Source organism: Protofrankia sp. Cr2 (genome assembly GCF_963555885.1).
Lineage (GTDB): Bacteria > Actinomycetota > Actinomycetes > Frankiales > Frankiaceae > Protofrankia.
Map to the genome: position 1 here is coordinate 12518 of NZ_CAUVXG010000024.1, position 16678 is coordinate 29195.

Consider the following 16678-nt stretch of genomic DNA (forward strand, 5'->3'; position numbering starts at 1 on the left):
CCGCCATGCCGAGGAGTCCGGCGTGCTGCGTGATGCCCAGACCATGCGCCGTGACCTCGTCCACCTGCTGAGCTTTGCCCCGCGCCCGATCGGCGAATCGGTCGAACGGGCCACCCGGGCACTGGCCGGCGTCGGGGACGACCGCGGCCTGCGTCGTTCCCTGCTCGCCCAGCTGGCCCTGCTGTTCACCATGGCGGGGGACCTCGATGCCGCCAGGGACCACCTCAGCCGGGCTGAAGAGATCGTCTGGGACGTCCGGAGCCCCCGCGGAGACCCGCTCTACGGGGGCTTCGTCGTCGCCCGCGTCGCCCTGCTGACCGACGACCTCGACACCGCCGAGCACGAGCTGCGGCGCAGCTGCCGTCGGCTGGCCCGGATGGGCGAGCGCGCGCACCTGGCCACGCGTGCCGCGGCACTCGCCGACGTCCTGGTCAAGCTCGGACGCCTCGACGAGGCGGCCACCTACGTGTCCCGCTCCCGTGACGCCGCTGCCGGCGACCAGGTCCCCGCCCAGGCCGGCTGGTGCGGGGTACACGCGAAGGTACTGGCGATGCGTGGCCGTGAACGCGAGGTCGAGGCCGTCCGGTTCGCCGAGGCCGCATGCGACCTGGCCGGGCGAACCGACGACTGGGACGGACAGGCGCAGGCGTGGCTGGCCTACGCCGAGGTGCTCCACCGAACCGGCCAGGTCGACGCGGCCGGACCGAAGATCGATGCAGCCATCGCGTGCTACGAGAAGAAAGGCAACATCACCGGAGCCGCCCAGGCCCGCCGACTCTTCGAAGAGCTCTCCGTCCCGGCGTGATCCGGGGACCCGCAGCGCTACGGCGAGCGGACCCTACGGCGAGCGGAGCAGACCGGTGGCACGGGCCTCTTCCTGGAGGTAGTAGAGCTCCTCCGCCCACAGCCGGAAACGCTCCATGGCGTCGAGCTCACGGGCCAGCGCGTGGGCGAGGCGGGGGACTGCGAGGCGCTCGAGGGGGCCACGCAGCCATGGGCGGTCAGCGGCCTCCTCCTCGCTGGCCCGCTCATAGGCCGCCCGATACAGGACGATCTCGGCCTGCGAAATCTCGATCTGCTCGGCCAGCATCCGCATCCGCGCCCGCAGTTGAGCCTCGGTCGGGATGGCGCGCCGGCCGGGCCACGGACCTCGGTAGGGACCACGCAGCGGTGGGCCACCTGCCGTGCCACCTGCCGTGCCACCTGATCGGGCACCGCCGGAGCCCGCCGGTTGTGTGACGGCAGGCCTCGACATACCAGACATGGTGACAGGAGGCCAAGAGCGCCCGGCAATAGGGGCGTGGATCAAGGAGCGGGGCTGTGGTGCGTGCATCGCGAGGCGGCGGAGGGAGGCACCGGAGGTTGTGGGTGTCGACCGACGACAACGCGGCGGCACTCACCCCCCACGGACGAAGCCGTCGCCAGGACGTGAATTTCGCGCGACCGCGGGTAACAGGACTTCAGGTAACACAGAGAGATCACAAAGAGACTTTCCGTGTTTTCGGGCGAGGCTCGGAGGACGCGATGGCCGGATCCATAGCGATCGTGCTGGGATTCCCACTGGTACTCATGATCGGCATGTTGGCTATGCATCAGGTGGAACAAATGATCGATAAGGTACGCCGGCCTCGGCTCCGGCTGGTCCCGGATCTCGACGACGAGCCCCATGGTGACGTCAACGGTGGCGGACCGCCTGCGACCCGACTGCTACGTCTGATCGTGTCGCGTCAGTCCACGAGCGCCCGGCCATAGGGGCGAGTAGCCGGCCGGTCGGCCACCGGGGCGAGTAGCCGGCCGGTCGGCTTCAACGAGTGGAACCACCGGTGGTGGCGGACGCGGTCGCGCCCGACCATCGTGACCCAGCGTCGACCTGCAGGCGACCGGTCAGGCCGGTCGAACGCAGCAACGCCATGAACGCCGGGGACGCCCCGCGAACCCGCAGGCTCGAGTGAACGCCTCGCAGCAGCAACTCGGCCCGCAGCAGGGCCGCCATCCCGGCGATGTCGATCGCCCGTAGCCCAGCGACGTCCACGGTCACGTCCGTGCCGCCGCGTCCCAGTAGTTCATGGATCTCCTGGCGAAACCGCAGCCGGCCGCGGGTGTCGAGCTCGCCGTCAAGCACGATGACCACATCGCACCCGGAATGGGTCACCGACATCCGCAGACAACCAGCCTCGACCTGCATGTTTCCGCCCCCCGCTACTCCTGCCGACGCTCGTCGTGCCGCGCCGCCGACCCCTGGCCCCGCCCCCCGGCCGGTTGACACCGGGGCGACACCTCCTGGCTTGCGTTGTCCTGGCGATCCGGCGGGTCTCCCGGACCGGAATCGCCAACAGCGTGGTCTCTCCCCGAGTCACGAGATACGTACACCCGATGCAGCGATACTACCGAAGGTAACCAAGATTCCGACTTCCGTTGACGCAAAGTCACATCGGATTCAGGAATCATCATATAAACGAACTATATGGATATATCGACCAGACGTACCCTGGGGCCTGACCGGCGGCGCCCTGGGGCCTAACCGGCAGCGCGGAACCGGCGGATGAGATGGTTGGTCGAGCTGTCGTGAGTCAGCTCCACCGGCCCGTCGGCCGACAGTTCCGGGATGATCCGCTCCGCGAGTACCTTGCCGAGCTCCACGCCCCACTGGTCGAAGCTGTTGATGTTCCAGATCGCACCCTGAGTGAAGACCTTGTGCTCGTACAGGGCAACCAGCTGGCCGAGCCGGAAGGGAGTCAACCGGTCGGTGAGAATCGTGTTGGTGGGACGGTTACCCGGGAATGTCCGATGCGGAATGATTTGGGGGTCCACCTGGTCGGCGGCGAGCTGCTCGGCGGTCCGACCGAAGGCCAACGCTTCGGTCTGGGCGAAGAAGTTCGCCATCAGCAGGACGTGGTGGTCCGCACCACCTTGGCGCACGTCGTGGTTCGCCGTGACGAAACCGATGAAGTCGGCGGGAACCAATGCGGTTCCCTGGTGGATGAGCTGGAAGTAGGCATGCTGGCCGTTGGTACCGGGAGTACCCCACACAACCGGGCCGGTGGGGACGGGAACCGCTCGCCCGGCTCGATCCACCGACTTGCCGTTGCTCTCCATGTCCAACTGCTGAAGATAGGCGGGAAAGCGGCCGAGATAATGACTGTAGGGCAACACGGCATGGGTCTGCGCACCGAAGAAATCTCGATACCACAGGCCGAGCAGACCGAGCAGCACCGGCAGGTTCCGATCGAACGGAGCGGTGCGGAAATGGACGTCCATCGCGTGGAATCCGGCGAGCATGTCCCGGAAGTTCACCGGCCCGATCGCCAGCATCAGGGACAGGCCGATCGCCGAATCAAGCGAATAGCGCCCGCCCACCCAGTCCCAGAACTCGAACATGTTCGCGCTGTCGATACCGAACTCGGTCACCTTCTCCGTGTTCGTCGAGACCGCCACGAAATGAAATGGAACCGCGTCCGGACCGAGCGCGTCGACCACCCAGGCCCGCGCGGTGCGGGCGTTGGCAAGCGTCTCCAGGGTCGTGAAGGTCTTGGACGACACGACGAACAGCGTCTCGGCCGGGTCGAGATCGGCGGTCGCCTCCCAGATGTCGGTACCGTCGACATTCGAAACGAAACGAAACTGTATCGACCGGTCGGAGTAGTCCATCAATGCCTCGTATGCCATGGCCGGCCCGAGATCCGAACCTCCGATCCCGATGTTGACGACGGTCCGGATATGTTTTCCGGTAGTCCCGGTCCAGACGCCGGAGCGGACCTTGTCCGCGAACACCGACATTCGCTCGAGCACGTCGTGAACCTGGGGAACGACATTCACGCCGTCCACTTCGACGACGGCGTCCGCGGGCGCGCGCAGAGCGACATGGAGCACGGCGCGGCGCTCGGTCGTGTTGATCCGCTGCCCCGTGAACATCGCCTCGATCTGGGCGCGCAGTCGCACCCGCTCGGCAAGGGCCGTCAACAATTCCACCGTTCGGTGGGTGACCCTGTTCTTGGAATAGTCGAGGTAGAGGCCGTCGGCTTCCACAGCGAATGTCTCGCCCCGGTCCGGGTCGTCGGCGAACAGGCTGCGCAGATGGACGTCGGCGAGCTCGGCGAAGTGCTTGTCGAGCGCTGCCCATTCGGGCGTTCCCATGATGGGGGACGCGTGCTGGACAGCATCAATGGACGGCTCGATAGGCGACATGATCTTTCAGGACCTCCCAGTCCGATGGCCGCGGGCGCGTCGGCGACACACTCACGATCCTGCATGCCCCACGCCAGGTCCACGTCACCACATCACCGACCAGGTCACCGCGCGCGTCACCGGGTGAGTCACCGGGCGCGGCACCGGGCGGGCGGCGCCGCGCGGCACCGAATGACCGCCATCCTCGACACACAGTGACATAACAGAACGTGCTTATACGGATCCGGAAAGTCATCAATCCCGAATCATTATGATGTGTGTCACTGATCTGTCAGAGTCGCCCGGGACCACCGGGAGAGAGCCAGGCAGTCACGGTCGTACACTCACGATTGATTTGTGGCTGGAGGGCCAAAGGGCGCGCGACGATCGTCAGATCGCGCACCCGGAGGCCGTTGATTTGTGGCTGGAGGGCCAAAGGGCGCGCGACGATCGTCAGATCGCGCACCCGGAGGCCGCAGTCTCTGGAGCACAGAAAGATGATGTCGGTCGTCGGCCCGGCCACCGACGGGCGCGGATGCGGTGAATGTCATCCATACGGTGGCGAACGGAATCTGACCTTTGTTGATCGATCGCTCGCTGGTGCAGGCCGCGCTCCCCGGCTACCAGGTTGACGGTGAACTGGGCCGCGGTGGCTACGGGCTTGTGCTCGGCGGCCGCCATCGCTTGATGGGCCGGAATGTCGCGATCAAAATCCTGCTCGACACCACCGACGACGCGAACCTGCGCAGTCGCTTCCTTGCCGAGGCGCGGGTACTGGCCGAACTCGACCATCCGCATATCGTGCGTATCCACGACTACGTCGAGCATCAGGGCACCTGCCTGTTGGTCATGGAGCTGCTTCCCGGCGGCACACTGCGTCAGCGGTCGGCGGTCGGCCCGATGTCGCCCGAGGCCGTCTGCGCGTTAGGCCTCGCCGCGGCGGCCGCCCTGGATGCCGCGCACGCCCACAACGTGCTGCACCGCGACATCAAGCCCGACAACATGATGTTCGCCTCGGACGGGCTTCTCAAAGTCACCGACTTCGGCGTGGCGAAGATTTTCGAAGGCACCGAGACGACGGCGAGCGGTGTTCTCGGGACGCCTCGATACATGGCCCCCGAGCAGATCACCGGAGGTCGCCTGTACACCTCCACCGATCTCTACGCGCTCGGCGGGGTGCTCTACGAGCTACTGGCCCGTCGACCACTTTTCGGTCGGACCCTGTCCGTGGGCGCGCTGGTCAATCATCACCTCAACGTGACGCCACCGCCACTGGACGGCATATCCGCCGCCATCGGCGCGATAATCATGCAGACGCTGGCCAAGGACCCGACCGCCCGGTTCCCGAACGCGACCCAGTTCGCGCTCGAACTCGCCCAAGCCGCCGCGCACACGTTCAGCCCGAACTGGCTCGCCGAGTCCGGCATCAAGGTCCGCCTCGACGACGAGATACGGCACGCGGCGCAGCGGCCGCCGGTCCGGTCGAGCCCGCACCCGCCGGGCGGCCGGGTACCGGGCGCTCAGGAAACGGGCGGCCACGGAGCGGGCGGCCAGGACCCGTGGCCGGGCCGGTCCGGTCCCCGGCCGCCGCAGACGTCTGCGCCCGGCGATCCGCGCGGACAGCGCGTGCACGGCGACCCCTGGGTACCGCCGGCGGCGGTCACGCCGCCGACCCGGCTCGCCCCAGGCCAGTTCCCCGCGCCCCAGCCGGCTCCCGCGGCGGCCCGCCAGCCACAGCCACAGCCGGCGCAGGCCGGCTCCGGATGGTGGCAGGCGAATCCGTTCGTCCCACCGGCCGGTCGGAGTCCCTGGCCGCCTGGACAGCCTGATTCGCCCGGGCCGTCCGGGCCGTCAGGACCACAGCCGGCATCCGCCTACCCGCCGGCGTGGAAGCCATACCCTGCGCAATCGCCGCGGCCGTCCCGCCGGACCTGGCTCGTCGTGGGCGTCTCCTGCGCCGTGGTCCTCGCGTTGATCACCGGTGTCGCACTGATCACCGCCAGAAACCACCGCACCGATCCAGCCGCGCTGTCCGCGACGTACTCCCCCGGCGTGGCCTATGCCGGCCCGACGCTGACCGTGGCGGGGCTGGACGCCTATGACGTCACCATCGACAAGGCAGGCGCGCTCTACATCACCGACTGGACGAGCCACCAGGTCCACAAGATCAGCAAAGACGGGACCGTGGTCACCGTCGCAGGCACCGGGACCAGTGGCTCCACCCCGGACGGCGGACCCGCGAACCAGGCACAGTTACACAGCCCGGCCGTGACGCTCCTGGACGCAGCGGGGAACATCTACATCAGCGACTCGGGTGAGAACCACATCCGAAAGATCGATAAAAATGGGATCATCAGAACAATCGCGGGCACCGGGACGGCCGGTTTCGCCGGGGACGGCGGCCTGGCCACGTCGGCCCAGCTGAACGAACCGAACGGACTGGCCCTGGCCGCCGACGGCACCCTGTACGTCGCCGACTACAGCAACCAACGCATCCGGCGGATCAGCCCCGACGGCGTGATCACAACAGTGGCCGGCAACGGGACCAAAGGCTTCGCCGGGGACGGCGGCCCGGCCACAGCGGCCGAGTTCAACAACCCGAACGGGCTGGCGATCGCCGCCGACGGGACGCTGTACGTGGCGGATCTCGGCAACGAGCGCGTCCGGAAGATCGACCCGAACGGGACGATCAGCACCGTGGCCGGCAACGGCCGCTACGGCTACTCCGGGGACGGCGGCCCGGCGACCGCGGCGGAACTGCGCATCCCCAGCGTCGCGGTCGGCCCCGACGGCGTCCTCTACATCGCCGATTACGGCAACCAGCGCATCCGACGGGTCGGCGCCGACGGTGTGATCGTGACCGTGGCCGGCAACGGGACCGAAGGCTACGCAGGCGACGGCGGCCCGGCCACCCGGGCCCAGCTGTCCAGCCCGACCGGCACCGCCGTCGACGGCGCGGGCAACCTCTACATCGCCGACGACAAGAACGACCGGGTCCGCAGGGTCGACTCCAGAGGTGTCATCACGACCGTCGCCAGGGCCGGATAGCTCCCGAGAATCGAACAGAACAGGCGAAAGTACGACATGGCAGTCGATCAGAAGCGGGTTGCGACCGCGTTACCGGACTACGACGTCGGTGACGAACTCGGCCGTGGAGGCTTCGGCGCCGTGCTCGCCGGCCGCCACCGGCTGATCCGCCGGGATGTCGCGATCAAAGTCCTGCACGAGCACACAAGCGGGCTCGAGGACATCCGGGAACGCTTCGTGGCGGAGGCCCGGGTCCTGGCCGGACTCGACCATCCCCACGTCGTCCGCGTCTACGACTACGTGGAACGCGACGGCCTGTGCCTGCTGGTGATGGAGAAGCTGACCGGAGGCAGCCTGCGCCAACGGTTCGCATCCGGGTTGAGCCAACCAGCGGCCTGCGCCATCGGGTTGGCCGCCGCCACCGCTCTTGCCGCGGCGCACGCGAAAGGCGTGCTGCACCGGGATGTCAAGCCGGACAACCTGTTGTTCACCGACACCGGCCTGCTCAAAGTGACCGACTTCGGCATCGCCAAGATCCTCGAAGCCACGGCAACCACCACCACCGGGCTTGTCGGCACGCCCCGTTACATGGCGCCCGAACAGATCGCGGGCGACCGCCTCAGCCCCGCAACAGACCTGTACGCACTCGGTCTGGTTATCTACGAGCTCCTCGCGGGGCGGCCGCCGTTCGAGAAGTCCCTGACGGTCCCGGCGATCCTGCACCACCACCTCAACGTGCCGCCGGCACCGCTCGTCGAGGCACCGGCGGCGATCGCCGCCGTGATCGGGCGTGCCCTGGCGAAGAACCCCCTGGCGCGGCAGGCATCCGCGCAGGCGTTCGCCGTCGACCTCGCCGTGGCCGCGGCGGGAGCCTTCGGCCCGGGGTGGCTCGCCGCCGCCGAGGTGCCGACAACGCTGCCCGACGTCATCACCGCTGCGGCCCGCGACGGCGTGTCCGCGAACACCACCAACGCCGGCCCGTACACCGTCAGGACGGCGGCCGATCCGGTGCCGGTGCCGGTGCCGAATGCAGTGCTGACGACGAGGCTCGACGCAGGGCCGAATCCGACGCGGCATCCGACGCGGCGACAGCCCGGCCTACGCCGGCTGCTCGGAGTACGGCGCAACCGGATCGTGGCCGCCGCACTCGCCGCGGCGCTGGTAGCCACCGGTGCCGGGCTCGCGCTCGCGCTCACCGGTTCCGGCCCCGGGCCGGGCACCGCCGCATACGCGGGCGACGCCCTGGCCTACGAACTGCCGCTGGTATCGGGCTTCGCGATCGACCGGAACGGGAACATCATCGTCACGAACGCGACCCTCGGCCGGGTCGTCACCATCGACCCGGCCGGGCACGCCACCTGGCTGGCGGGGTCACCGACACAGTCCACGGTGACGACACCGGCAAGCAGAGCGCCGTCGACAACCGCGCCGCCCAACGGCACAGAGACGGCCGGCGTGACCCTGGCTCAGAAAGAGGTGATCGATCGTCCTGTCGCCGTGGCGGTCGACCCGGGCGGTTCGGTCTACGTCGTCTCCGCTGCCTCTGACGGTCAGGTTTTCAAAATCGGACGTGACGGCGCCATCACGGTGGTCGCGGGCACCGGTCCGAAGAAGGAAGGATTCACCGGTAACAGCAGGGGGAACGCGACCAGCGCGGAACTGTCCTCCCCGCAGGGTGTCGCGATCGACAAGAACGGCGACATCCTCATCACCGAGGGCACCCGCGTGCGTCGAGTCACAGCCGACGGCAAGATCGACACAATTGCCGGGACGGGCGGCCCCACCGGCAAGAGCGGAAGCTCCGGCGACGGTGGCCCGGCCATCCAGGCCCTGCTGACCCAGCCGACGGACATCGCCGTCGCCGGGGACGGCAGCATCTACATCCTCGACGCCGGCACTGGCACTGGCACTGGCACCGGCACAGTCAGGAAGATCGACCCAAGAGGGATCATCACCCGCGTCGCGGGTAGGGCACCGCAGACGGGAAACTCAGCGCCGTCCACGCCGCCGTCCACGCCGCCGTCCACGGCATCGGCCGCACCTTCGCCGCCGGCGATCGGCAGCATCGGCGACGGTTCCCCGGCCACGGATGTCGCGCTCGGCGGGCCTGCCGGGATCGCGCTGGCACCCAACGGCGACCTCTACATCGCCGACTACGGGACCAACGCCATCCGCCTGGTGAGTGCAGCCACCGGCCGCATCAGCACCGTCGCCGGGGCACGTGCCGCGACGGTCCTCGGCGACGGGGGCGACGCCCGCGAAGCCCGGGTCTACGGCCCGACCGGTGTGGCCGTAGACGGTACCGGCGCGGTCTACGTCACGCAGTACGACGGTCTGGTCCGACGAATCGCTACCGATGGATCTATTTCCACCGTACTGAAGCCAAACCGATGAAACAGCTGAATCGGTCATCGACGTCACCCGGCGGTCCGGACAGAATGCACCATCGGTAGCCACCTGGTTACTCAAACGAGTTGTCAGCGTGTCGGATCACCGTGAGTAGCGACAGGCTCCGGTCATCGTGGACGGCGCCTGTCCACCCCGTCTTCCCGCGAGGTCTGGCATGAAGAAACTCGCACCGATGTGCGCAATCGCATTTGTGATCTTCTACGTTGCGAACACACCCGCCGACGCGGCCGGTCTGGTCCAGTCGGCGGTCAGTCTGCTCGGAAGCATCGCGGACGGAATCTCACACTTCGTCACCGCTGTCGCATGAGGACGCCCGCGCACTCACGGACCGGCGAGCGGACGCGTCACCGCGACGATCGACGTCCAGTCCGACAGGTCCGATTCGACGACGCCCCAGCGGGCACCCTTCGCAGCGATCACCCGCCCGTCACCGACGTACATCCCGACGTGGCCGGGGGCCGCGGGCGTACCGTCCGCACCCGGGATGAACAGCAGGTCGCCGGGCTGCGGATCCACCCCTGCGACGATAGGCCCGGCCCGCATCTGGTCAACGGTGACCCGCGGCAGCGACACCCCGATCCGGGCGTAGGCCGCCTGGACCAGAGACGAACAGTCCCAGGCGTCCGGCCCGGTCGCACCCCACACATATGCCTTGCCGAGCTGGGAACGCATGAACGCCACCACCGGTGCGACGGCCGCGGCGGACACCGGGGCGCCGGTCGCGACGGAATCGCCGTAGACCTGGGCCCGCGCAAGGATGGTCCGCACGTAGTTGCGGGTCTCCGGATACGGCGGGAGGCCCGCGTAGGCCAGTACGGCGCCGGGCCCCGCGTTGTAGGCCGCGAGCATGTTCTCCTGCGCATCACCGGGAACCGACGCCACGGACGCGGCCACCGCGCAGTCGTAACGGGCCGCGGCCGGGATGGCATCGGCCGGATTCCACACATCCCCGTGGCCGTGCAGTGCCCACGTCCCGGGCATGAACTGGGCGATACCCATCGCACCGACGCCGGACTGGGCGCTCGGGTTGAAGCCGGACTCCTGGTGCAGCTGGGCGGCCAGCACAGCCGGGGTGACCTCACTGCAGCCGGCGTTGGCCGCCGCATCGATGATCATTGGCAGATACTCGGGTGGGATACCGTCCCCATTGGTGATGACCCGGCTCCGGCCGGAGCCGTTGGTGCCGATGAAGGGCCCGGCGATGATCACAACTACCGCCATGACCACGAAGACGAACGCGATGATGGTGCCCATGAGGCCCACACCGGTCCACAGCAGCCACTGCCGCCGATACACGCGACCCGCTCCCGAAGCCATGGTTTACCGGCCCGGCGCATCGCCGTAGGAGTTCGCGAGAGCCGCCGCAGCCACGAGCCAGGTGCCGTCGGTCTGGCGCAGCAGTGTGAGGAGCGGGTTGGACACCGTCTCCACCCGGTCGCCGGTGTGGTCGCTCACTGTCGTGCGCCGCACGTTGAGCAGCAGCACCACCCGACCGGTCGCCTTGGTGTCTATACCGCCCAGCGGGGATGTCGCCAGGACGACGACGGTGGACCGGGTGCCGGCCGCCTGCAGCTCGAGCCATGCCCTGGTCGGTCCCTGCGCGGAGTCGTCGCCGAGGCCCTGCCCACTGAGCTGGGCGAAGAAGTCCGGGGTCATGCAGTCGCGGGCACGCGGGAGGCCGGCGTTCGGCCCGCTGTCGACCCGCGCGTCAAAGGATTGCCAGCGCACGAAGCAGTCCGCGGCGACACTTGCAGGATCATGGGTGTCCAGCGGAGTGGAGGCCGGCGGTGAAGCGGTGGCGAGGGGAGGGCCGGGCGGCACGTTCGCGGCCGGCGGCGGCCCGGTCGTGGGCGGGCCTGCGCTCGCCCGAGCCGCGACGTCGCGGATCGCCGAGCAGGCGGGCCCGCCACCCCCCAGCAGCAGCAGCGCGATCACGATCACGATCATCCTGGACGCCCGCCGGGATGGCGGCGACTCGACGGACGAGCCAGGAGAGATCACTCCCTGCCGTCCAGCCAGTCCCGGACCCGGCCGCGGCGGACGCGCCACTGGTGCCCCACCTTGCGGGCCGGGATCTCCCGTTCGGACAGGAGCTTGAGCACCGTGCTCTCCGAGAGCCGCAACCACGCGACAAGCTCGTCGACCGTCAGTACGTCATCGTCCGCTGGATCTCTGCCTACCGCGAACGCCGCCACCGGGACGCCTTCCTGTGCCACGCGACGACCCCCTTCCCGAGCACATCGTCGCTGGCGCCGGAAGTTACACCCACGCAAGGCACCGTGACGAGCCCCGAAGGGGCCTTGTCATACTTGAACTGCTCGTGTTACATCGATCCGTTCAAAGCTCGAACCAACTAACCACAAGTAACGGCAATGGGCATCAACCAGCCGGAGACTACCACGGAGGTCGACAGCGCGTGACCGATGTATCGCAGGAACCGTACGGTGAGGACGGCGACGCACGTCCCGTCTCACTGATCGGTGCCCGCATACCCGCGCCGACCCCACGTCCGGCCTCGACAACCCGTGGCGCGGCCCCCACCGACCCGATCCCGACGCCCAGGTCGGCTGCCGGCAGCGGCCCCGGAACCGGCAGCGGCAGCGGTGCGGACCCGGCGGGGGGAGGACGGGCGGGCGGTCGCCTGCGCCGCCGGTTGCGCGGTGGCCCGAACGATGAGGACCGCGCCGCGGTCGACGACCCCCGCCAGGCCGAGACGTTCCTCCTGCATGACACGGCAGGCCTGCCGGCCACCGACAACCCCACGCCCGTGCTCCCCGATCAGGCCGCAGCAGTCGAACAGACCACAGCAGGCGAACAGGTTGCGGCAGTCGAACAGGTTGCGGCGCCGGAACCGGACCCGTCACCCCCACCGGCCGGCGACTCACACCCGGCCGGCGGTGGCCCGCCGGATTCCACCGACGGCCGGCCCAGCGTCGTGCGCCTGGATGGCAGAAGGCGCCGCAATCATGCTTCGTCCGCGGCTGCGCCGGCAGCGCGGACACAGCAGGTCGGACCGGCACAGCCCGTCGAGCCAGCACAGCCCGTTGAGCCGGCCGAGTCAGTACAGCCCGTTGAGTCCGCGGAGTCCGCGCGTCTACCCGCGGTGGTGCCCCGACACCCGAGCAGCCAGGAGCTGTGGCCCTGGCAGGAACCGTGGGATGACGTCGCAGCCTTGGAGCCGTGGGAGGAGATTCCCATTCGGGAATCGCTCGCCGACCGGGCCTCCGCACCGCTACGAGGCTCCTGGCGGGTGGCGGTCACTGCGCTGACCGGCGGTTCGGGGCGCACCACCGTGACGGCGATGATCGGCCTGACGCTCGCAGCTGTCCGCGCTGAACCCATAGTCGCTGTCGACCTCTCCGGTGATCTGGAACGCACCGCGGACACGACCGACGACGGCCTGGACACCGCGTTCGGAATCCCGCTTGCGGAGCGCGTCGGCGCATGCCCGTCAGCGACCGTCAGCGACCTCGTCGCGGACGCGATCTCCTATCGGGCCCGCCGGGGTGGAGCGGCACGACCGGTCGGTGAACTCCGCTGGCTGATCAATGGTGGCACCGACGACGCATACCCGAGCGGGGACAGCGCGGGTCTGGACGTCCTGCCCGCCTGCAGACCGAGCGAACCCGCTGTGGCGGCAGCCCCCCCAGCTGACCGGACACGGGCTGCCGCGCCTGCTCCGGCCGGTCAGACCGCAACGCACCCACCCGCGCTGGTGCCGGCCGGGGTACCCGGCCCGCTCACCCCCCAGGTACTCGCCTCGGCCTTCAGCACGCTGGAGCCGGTCTACCCGCTGGTGCTCGTCGACGCCCCGCTCGACTGGACGTCGCCGCTGGCGTCGCTCACGCTCGGCGGAGCCGGCGTCATCGTTCTGGTCGTGCCGGCACTCCCCGGCGATCTCGCCGAGGCGGCAGCCGCGTTGCGCGGCTCAGACGGTCCTCGGACGCGCCACGGCGGCCCGGCACCAACAGTGATCGTCGCCGCACTGTCGGTGCGGCGCGGCCGGTGGTCGCCTCAGACCCGGTCTGCTGCGGCCAAGCTGGCTCGGCGGGTGGACGCGATGGTTCGTATCCCCTATGACACGCGGCTGGATGACACTGTTACCGAGGCGCTGCGTACCCGTCCGGGAAACAGCGCCAAGCAAGGAGACAACGCTGGTCGAGGGCAGTGCAACGCCGTTCCGATTCCGTTCTCCCGACTGCGGTGGCGCAGCCGGCGGGCGTTTCTCCGACTGGCCGCAACCGTCGTTGACGCGTGCCGTGACCCGGATGACATCAGCGTGGACAACAATGAGACCGACGACACAGCTGCCGTGCACAGCCACGCTATACATGATCGCAGCTCAGTTCCGGGCGTATCATCCGACGATCTGCGCGCCGACCTGAACCCAGGAAGGGAACAGCAATGATCGTCCATACCGCGACCGCGCAGGTAACGGTCGTCCTCGCCCAGGTCCAGGTCAAGCCCGACGACTCCAAAGCGCCTGGGATCAACGCGCTCAAGGACCTCGTCAACGGCCTCGCCGCGTATGCCGTGATCGCAGCCGTCGCAGCCGTGCTTCTCGGCGGCATCGCCTGGGCACTCGGCGAGCGGATGGGCCTCGACCGCGCCTCGACGATCGGCAAGAGCGGTGTGCTCGCCGGCTTCGGGCTCGCCTTCCTCGTCGGCGCCGCGGCGGCCGTCGTCAACTTCTTCCTCGCGACCGGAGCGACCGCGTCGTCCGGCACCCCGGACCAGCCCAAGGCGTTGGACAGACCGGCTGTCGTCCGGACCCTCGACCCCGGGGACCACGACCAGACGCCCCCGCCGTGGCCGTTCTGACCCGTTCCTGCCATCCCGACCGGCCGATATTGGGATGATGGGTCGGCTGTCGTTGCCGAGCAGGCACGTCCAAGGCTGTCACACCGAGGGAGGGGACGTTGGTCAACGAGCCTGACTGGGCTCCGCGCAGTCTTGTCGCCCTCCTGGCGGTAACCGGCGTAGCAATGCTCGCCATCGGTATCCTCATCGGCCGCTACCTGCTTCCCGCGTCGAGCGCACCCGTTGCCCGGGCACCAGTCGAGCCGGTGGGAAGCGCCCAGCCGGATGCGGAGGCGTCCACCGCCGTCGTGCCAAGGCCCAGCGACGGCAGTACCAGCCGGCCCGGGACGAGCCCGCCTCAGACACCCGCCACCGCGACACCGGCCGGACGCCCACTGCCGGGTATGCCGACCCGCACCAACGAGTTCGGGATTCCGGTCGGCTACCCCCACACCGAAGCCGGCGCCATAAGCGCCTGCGGCAATTACGTCGCCGCCTACTCCTTCGCTCGTAATCGGGAACCGTCGCGCATACATGCAGTATTGACATCAATATCCGAAACGACAGTGGTAAGCAAGCTCGCAAATCGCATTATTGAAGTTGACAAAAAGAATTCAACCAGCTATGGTGCAACGTCGATTAACGATCCGAAAATCAGCTTCAACTCTCGTATTCTCGGATTCGAAGTTCAGCAGAAAACACTCGACACTGTAACCGTTTCAATTTGGTCTTCAGCCAGTTTTGGGGCTTACGAAAATACTGACGTAAATCTCCTTCCCCAAGCACGCTGGGGAACCGATATATGCGCAGTAACCTGGTTCAACAATGACTGGAAAATCACAGATGCTAACGATGGTCCAGGCGGTCCCGTCATAACCGAAAGGGCTGCCGAGGGATACCAGCGGTTCACATACGTGGGAGGCCCTGGATCATGAGTTCCCAGGTCGATGGCGTTAATGTAATTGCAATCAGTTTTGATCCGTTCACTCCTCTCAAAGATACCGTTTCAGACGGGACCGGGGGCTTTCTGGACTCGGTGGGTACAGCGTTCGCGAACATGGCAGCTGACCTGTCGGCATCCGTGTTCAGCTTCGCGGCGCAGAAGACCGCGATCGACCTGAACCAGGACTACGTCGTCAGGAACTACAACATCGTCTTCGGTGTGGCGATCCTGGTGGTCACCGGCCTGTTCATCTGTGCCTGTATTGTCGGCGCCGTGCGCGGGGACCCGCACATTCTCGGCCGCGCTCTCGCATCCACCGGCACCGCGATCATCGGCTCCTTCGTCGTGCTGGCTCTCCTGCAGATGCTGCTTTCCGCCAGCGACGGCATCTCCGAATCGTTCGGCGACGGCGCGCCGCTGGGCGCAAGCCTGGTGGCCCAGCTTCGAGCTCTCCCCCAACAGGGCAACTTCGCTCTCGACATGGTCCTGTCGCTGCTCGTCGCGCTGTTCTCGTTCGCGCTCTTCCTGGTTCTCTATATCCGCAAAGTAGCCATCATCGTGGTTGCGGTGTTCATCCCGCTGTATCTGGCCGGGCAGCCGGCGATGTCGACCCGCAACTGGATGAAGCGAGCTGTGGAAATCCTCGCCGCGCTCGTCTTCGCCAAGCCCGTCATCTATGCGATCTTCACCCTGGGCTCGAGCATTGCCAGCGACGCGACCGGATCAGCCATGGACCAGACACTGACGATTCTCAGCGGCATTGTGATTATGGCCGCCGCGGTCTTCTCACCGCTCGCCCTTCTCTATGTGATCGGGATGGCCGACGTTCAGATCATGCAGGCGATCGGCTCGGCGAGTAAGCGCGGCGCGGCAACGTTCGGCCACGGCGCGGGCGCGCTGCTCGGCTCGTCGTCGCGGGAGACCTTCCGGGGTATCGGCGGCCGGCTGCAGAGCCGACAACGGAGCGGGTCGGGGGTAGACGCGGGCCGGCCCGTCACCGGCGATCTCGCCCCGGTCAGCGCCGGTGGCACGGCCAGGGCGGGCAACCGCCGCGGGTCCTCAACCGGCCCGGCGACACGGGTCGGCACACCGACCGCCCGTGCCCGCCAGACCAGCGGTGCTCAGGCCGTCGGTGCTCAAGCCGCCGGTGGCCAGCCGGCCCAGACCGCGGCACGGGCCACCGGCGGTGGCTCCGCGCCGCGCGGCGGCACCTCCGCGCGCGTCCCCCGAGCGTCGATTCCCCGCGCCGTGCCACCCAAGGCCGCGGCATCGCCCAAAGTGACCACCCCGACGCCGCCGATTCACCCCACCCGTACCGGAAGAAGCTGAGTCGGG

At 68.3% G+C, this 16678-nt stretch carries 14 protein-coding genes and 1 pseudogene; 9 read left to right on the plus strand and 6 right to left on the minus strand.

Features of this window, described 5'->3' with window-relative positions; translation table 11 throughout:
- A pseudogene (locus U9978_RS13000) lies at positions 1–805 on the plus strand (guanylate cyclase); the annotation flags it as partial.
- Positions 806–838: 33 nt separating this feature from the next.
- Here the strand turns inward: U9978_RS13000 and U9978_RS13005 are convergent.
- Complete coding sequence (locus tag U9978_RS13005; RefSeq protein WP_322761360.1) at positions 839–1255, minus strand: hypothetical protein; 417 nt, start codon at positions 1253–1255, stop codon at positions 839–841.
- Between the two features lie 269 nt (positions 1256–1524).
- On the opposite strand from U9978_RS13005, the gene U9978_RS13010 reads away from it, so the two are divergent.
- Positions 1525–1752: a hypothetical protein gene (locus U9978_RS13010; RefSeq protein WP_322761361.1), complete on the plus strand. Its 228-nt coding sequence runs from the start codon at positions 1525–1527 to the stop codon at positions 1750–1752.
- 52 nt (positions 1753–1804) lie between these two features.
- Here U9978_RS13010 and U9978_RS13015 read toward each other — a convergent pair whose 3' ends face one another.
- Both U9978_RS13015 and pgi read right to left on the minus strand, forming a co-directional pair.
- Positions 1805–2185 carry an STAS domain-containing protein gene (locus U9978_RS13015; protein WP_322761362.1) on the minus strand — a complete coding sequence of 127 codons (381 nt, stop codon included), beginning with the start codon at positions 2183–2185 and terminating at the stop codon, positions 1805–1807.
- 332 nt (positions 2186–2517) lie between these two features.
- Complete coding sequence (gene pgi / locus U9978_RS13020) at positions 2518–4185, minus strand: glucose-6-phosphate isomerase (protein ID WP_322761363.1); 1668 nt, start codon at positions 4183–4185, stop codon at positions 2518–2520.
- 558 nt (positions 4186–4743) lie between these two features.
- Between pgi and U9978_RS13025 the strand changes: the two genes are divergently transcribed.
- The 3 genes from U9978_RS13025 to U9978_RS13035 all read left to right on the plus strand — a co-directional run bounded on the left by U9978_RS13025 (position 4744) and on the right by U9978_RS13035 (position 9907).
- On the plus strand, positions 4744–7212 hold the full coding sequence (locus tag U9978_RS13025) for a protein kinase domain-containing protein (RefSeq protein ID WP_322761364.1): 2469 nt from the start codon (positions 4744–4746) through the stop codon (positions 7210–7212).
- A gap of 36 nt (positions 7213–7248) precedes the next feature.
- Complete coding sequence (locus U9978_RS13030; protein WP_322761365.1) at positions 7249–9585, plus strand: serine/threonine-protein kinase; 2337 nt, start codon at positions 7249–7251, stop codon at positions 9583–9585.
- 169 nt (positions 9586–9754) lie between these two features.
- A complete protein-coding gene (locus tag U9978_RS13035) occupies positions 9755–9907 on the plus strand; it encodes a hypothetical protein (protein ID WP_322761366.1) in 153 nt (50 codons plus the stop codon).
- Between the two features lie 14 nt (positions 9908–9921).
- On the opposite strand, the gene U9978_RS13040 is transcribed toward U9978_RS13035, so the two are convergent.
- The 3 genes from U9978_RS13040 to U9978_RS13050 are packed head-to-tail and all read right to left on the minus strand — an operon-like array spanning position 9922 to position 11816.
- Positions 9922–10917, minus strand: coding sequence for a bifunctional lytic transglycosylase/C40 family peptidase (locus U9978_RS13040; RefSeq protein WP_322761367.1), 996 nt, complete (start codon positions 10915–10917; stop codon positions 9922–9924).
- A gap of 3 nt (positions 10918–10920) precedes the next feature.
- Positions 10921–11547 carry a hypothetical protein gene (locus tag U9978_RS13045; protein ID WP_322761368.1) on the minus strand — a complete coding sequence of 209 codons (627 nt, stop codon included), beginning with the start codon at positions 11545–11547 and terminating at the stop codon, positions 10921–10923.
- Between the two features lie 50 nt (positions 11548–11597).
- Positions 11598–11816, minus strand: a complete 219-nt coding sequence (locus U9978_RS13050) for a helix-turn-helix domain-containing protein (RefSeq protein WP_322761369.1) — start codon at positions 11814–11816, stop codon at positions 11598–11600.
- A gap of 200 nt (positions 11817–12016) precedes the next feature.
- Here U9978_RS13050 and U9978_RS13055 point away from each other — a divergent pair, with 200 nt between their 5' ends.
- The 4 genes from U9978_RS13055 to U9978_RS13070 all read left to right on the plus strand — a co-directional run bounded on the left by U9978_RS13055 (position 12017) and on the right by U9978_RS13070 (position 16672).
- Complete coding sequence (locus U9978_RS13055; RefSeq protein ID WP_322761370.1) at positions 12017–14008, plus strand: hypothetical protein; 1992 nt, start codon at positions 12017–12019, stop codon at positions 14006–14008.
- Positions 14005–14421, plus strand: a complete 417-nt coding sequence (locus tag U9978_RS13060) for a DUF6112 family protein (protein WP_322761371.1) — start codon at positions 14005–14007, stop codon at positions 14419–14421. Before U9978_RS13055 ends, U9978_RS13060 begins: the two co-directional genes overlap by 4 nt.
- Positions 14422–14519: 98 nt before the next feature.
- On the plus strand, positions 14520–15335 hold the full coding sequence (locus tag U9978_RS13065; protein WP_322761372.1) for a hypothetical protein: 816 nt from the start codon (positions 14520–14522) through the stop codon (positions 15333–15335).
- Between the two features lie 122 nt (positions 15336–15457).
- Positions 15458–16672: a hypothetical protein gene (locus tag U9978_RS13070; protein ID WP_322761373.1), complete on the plus strand. Its 1215-nt coding sequence runs from the start codon at positions 15458–15460 to the stop codon at positions 16670–16672.
- Positions 16673–16678 lie beyond the last annotated feature (6 nt).

Coding starts and splice junctions, on each gene's coding strand:
- U9978_RS13010 (WP_322761361.1), top strand. CDS start 1,525: ATGGCCGGATCCATAGCGATCGTGCTGGGATTCCCACTGGTACTCATG.
- U9978_RS13040 (WP_322761367.1), bottom strand. CDS start 10,917: ATGGCTTCGGGAGCGGGTCGCGTGTATCGGCGGCAGTGGCTGCTGTGG.
- pgi (WP_322761363.1), bottom strand. CDS start 4,185: ATGTCGCCTATCGAGCCGTCCATTGATGCTGTCCAGCACGCGTCCCCC.
- U9978_RS13005 (WP_322761360.1), bottom strand. CDS start 1,255: ATGTCGAGGCCTGCCGTCACACAACCGGCGGGCTCCGGCGGTGCCCGA.
- U9978_RS13060 (WP_322761371.1), top strand. CDS start 14,005: ATGATCGTCCATACCGCGACCGCGCAGGTAACGGTCGTCCTCGCCCAG.
- U9978_RS13035 (WP_322761366.1), top strand. CDS start 9,755: ATGAAGAAACTCGCACCGATGTGCGCAATCGCATTTGTGATCTTCTAC.
- U9978_RS13070 (WP_322761373.1), top strand. CDS start 15,458: ATGGCAGCTGACCTGTCGGCATCCGTGTTCAGCTTCGCGGCGCAGAAG.
- U9978_RS13030 (WP_322761365.1), top strand. CDS start 7,249: ATGGCAGTCGATCAGAAGCGGGTTGCGACCGCGTTACCGGACTACGAC.
- U9978_RS13045 (WP_322761368.1), bottom strand. CDS start 11,547: ATGATCGTGATCGTGATCGCGCTGCTGCTGCTGGGGGGTGGCGGGCCC.
- U9978_RS13015 (WP_322761362.1), bottom strand. CDS start 2,185: ATGCAGGTCGAGGCTGGTTGTCTGCGGATGTCGGTGACCCATTCCGGG.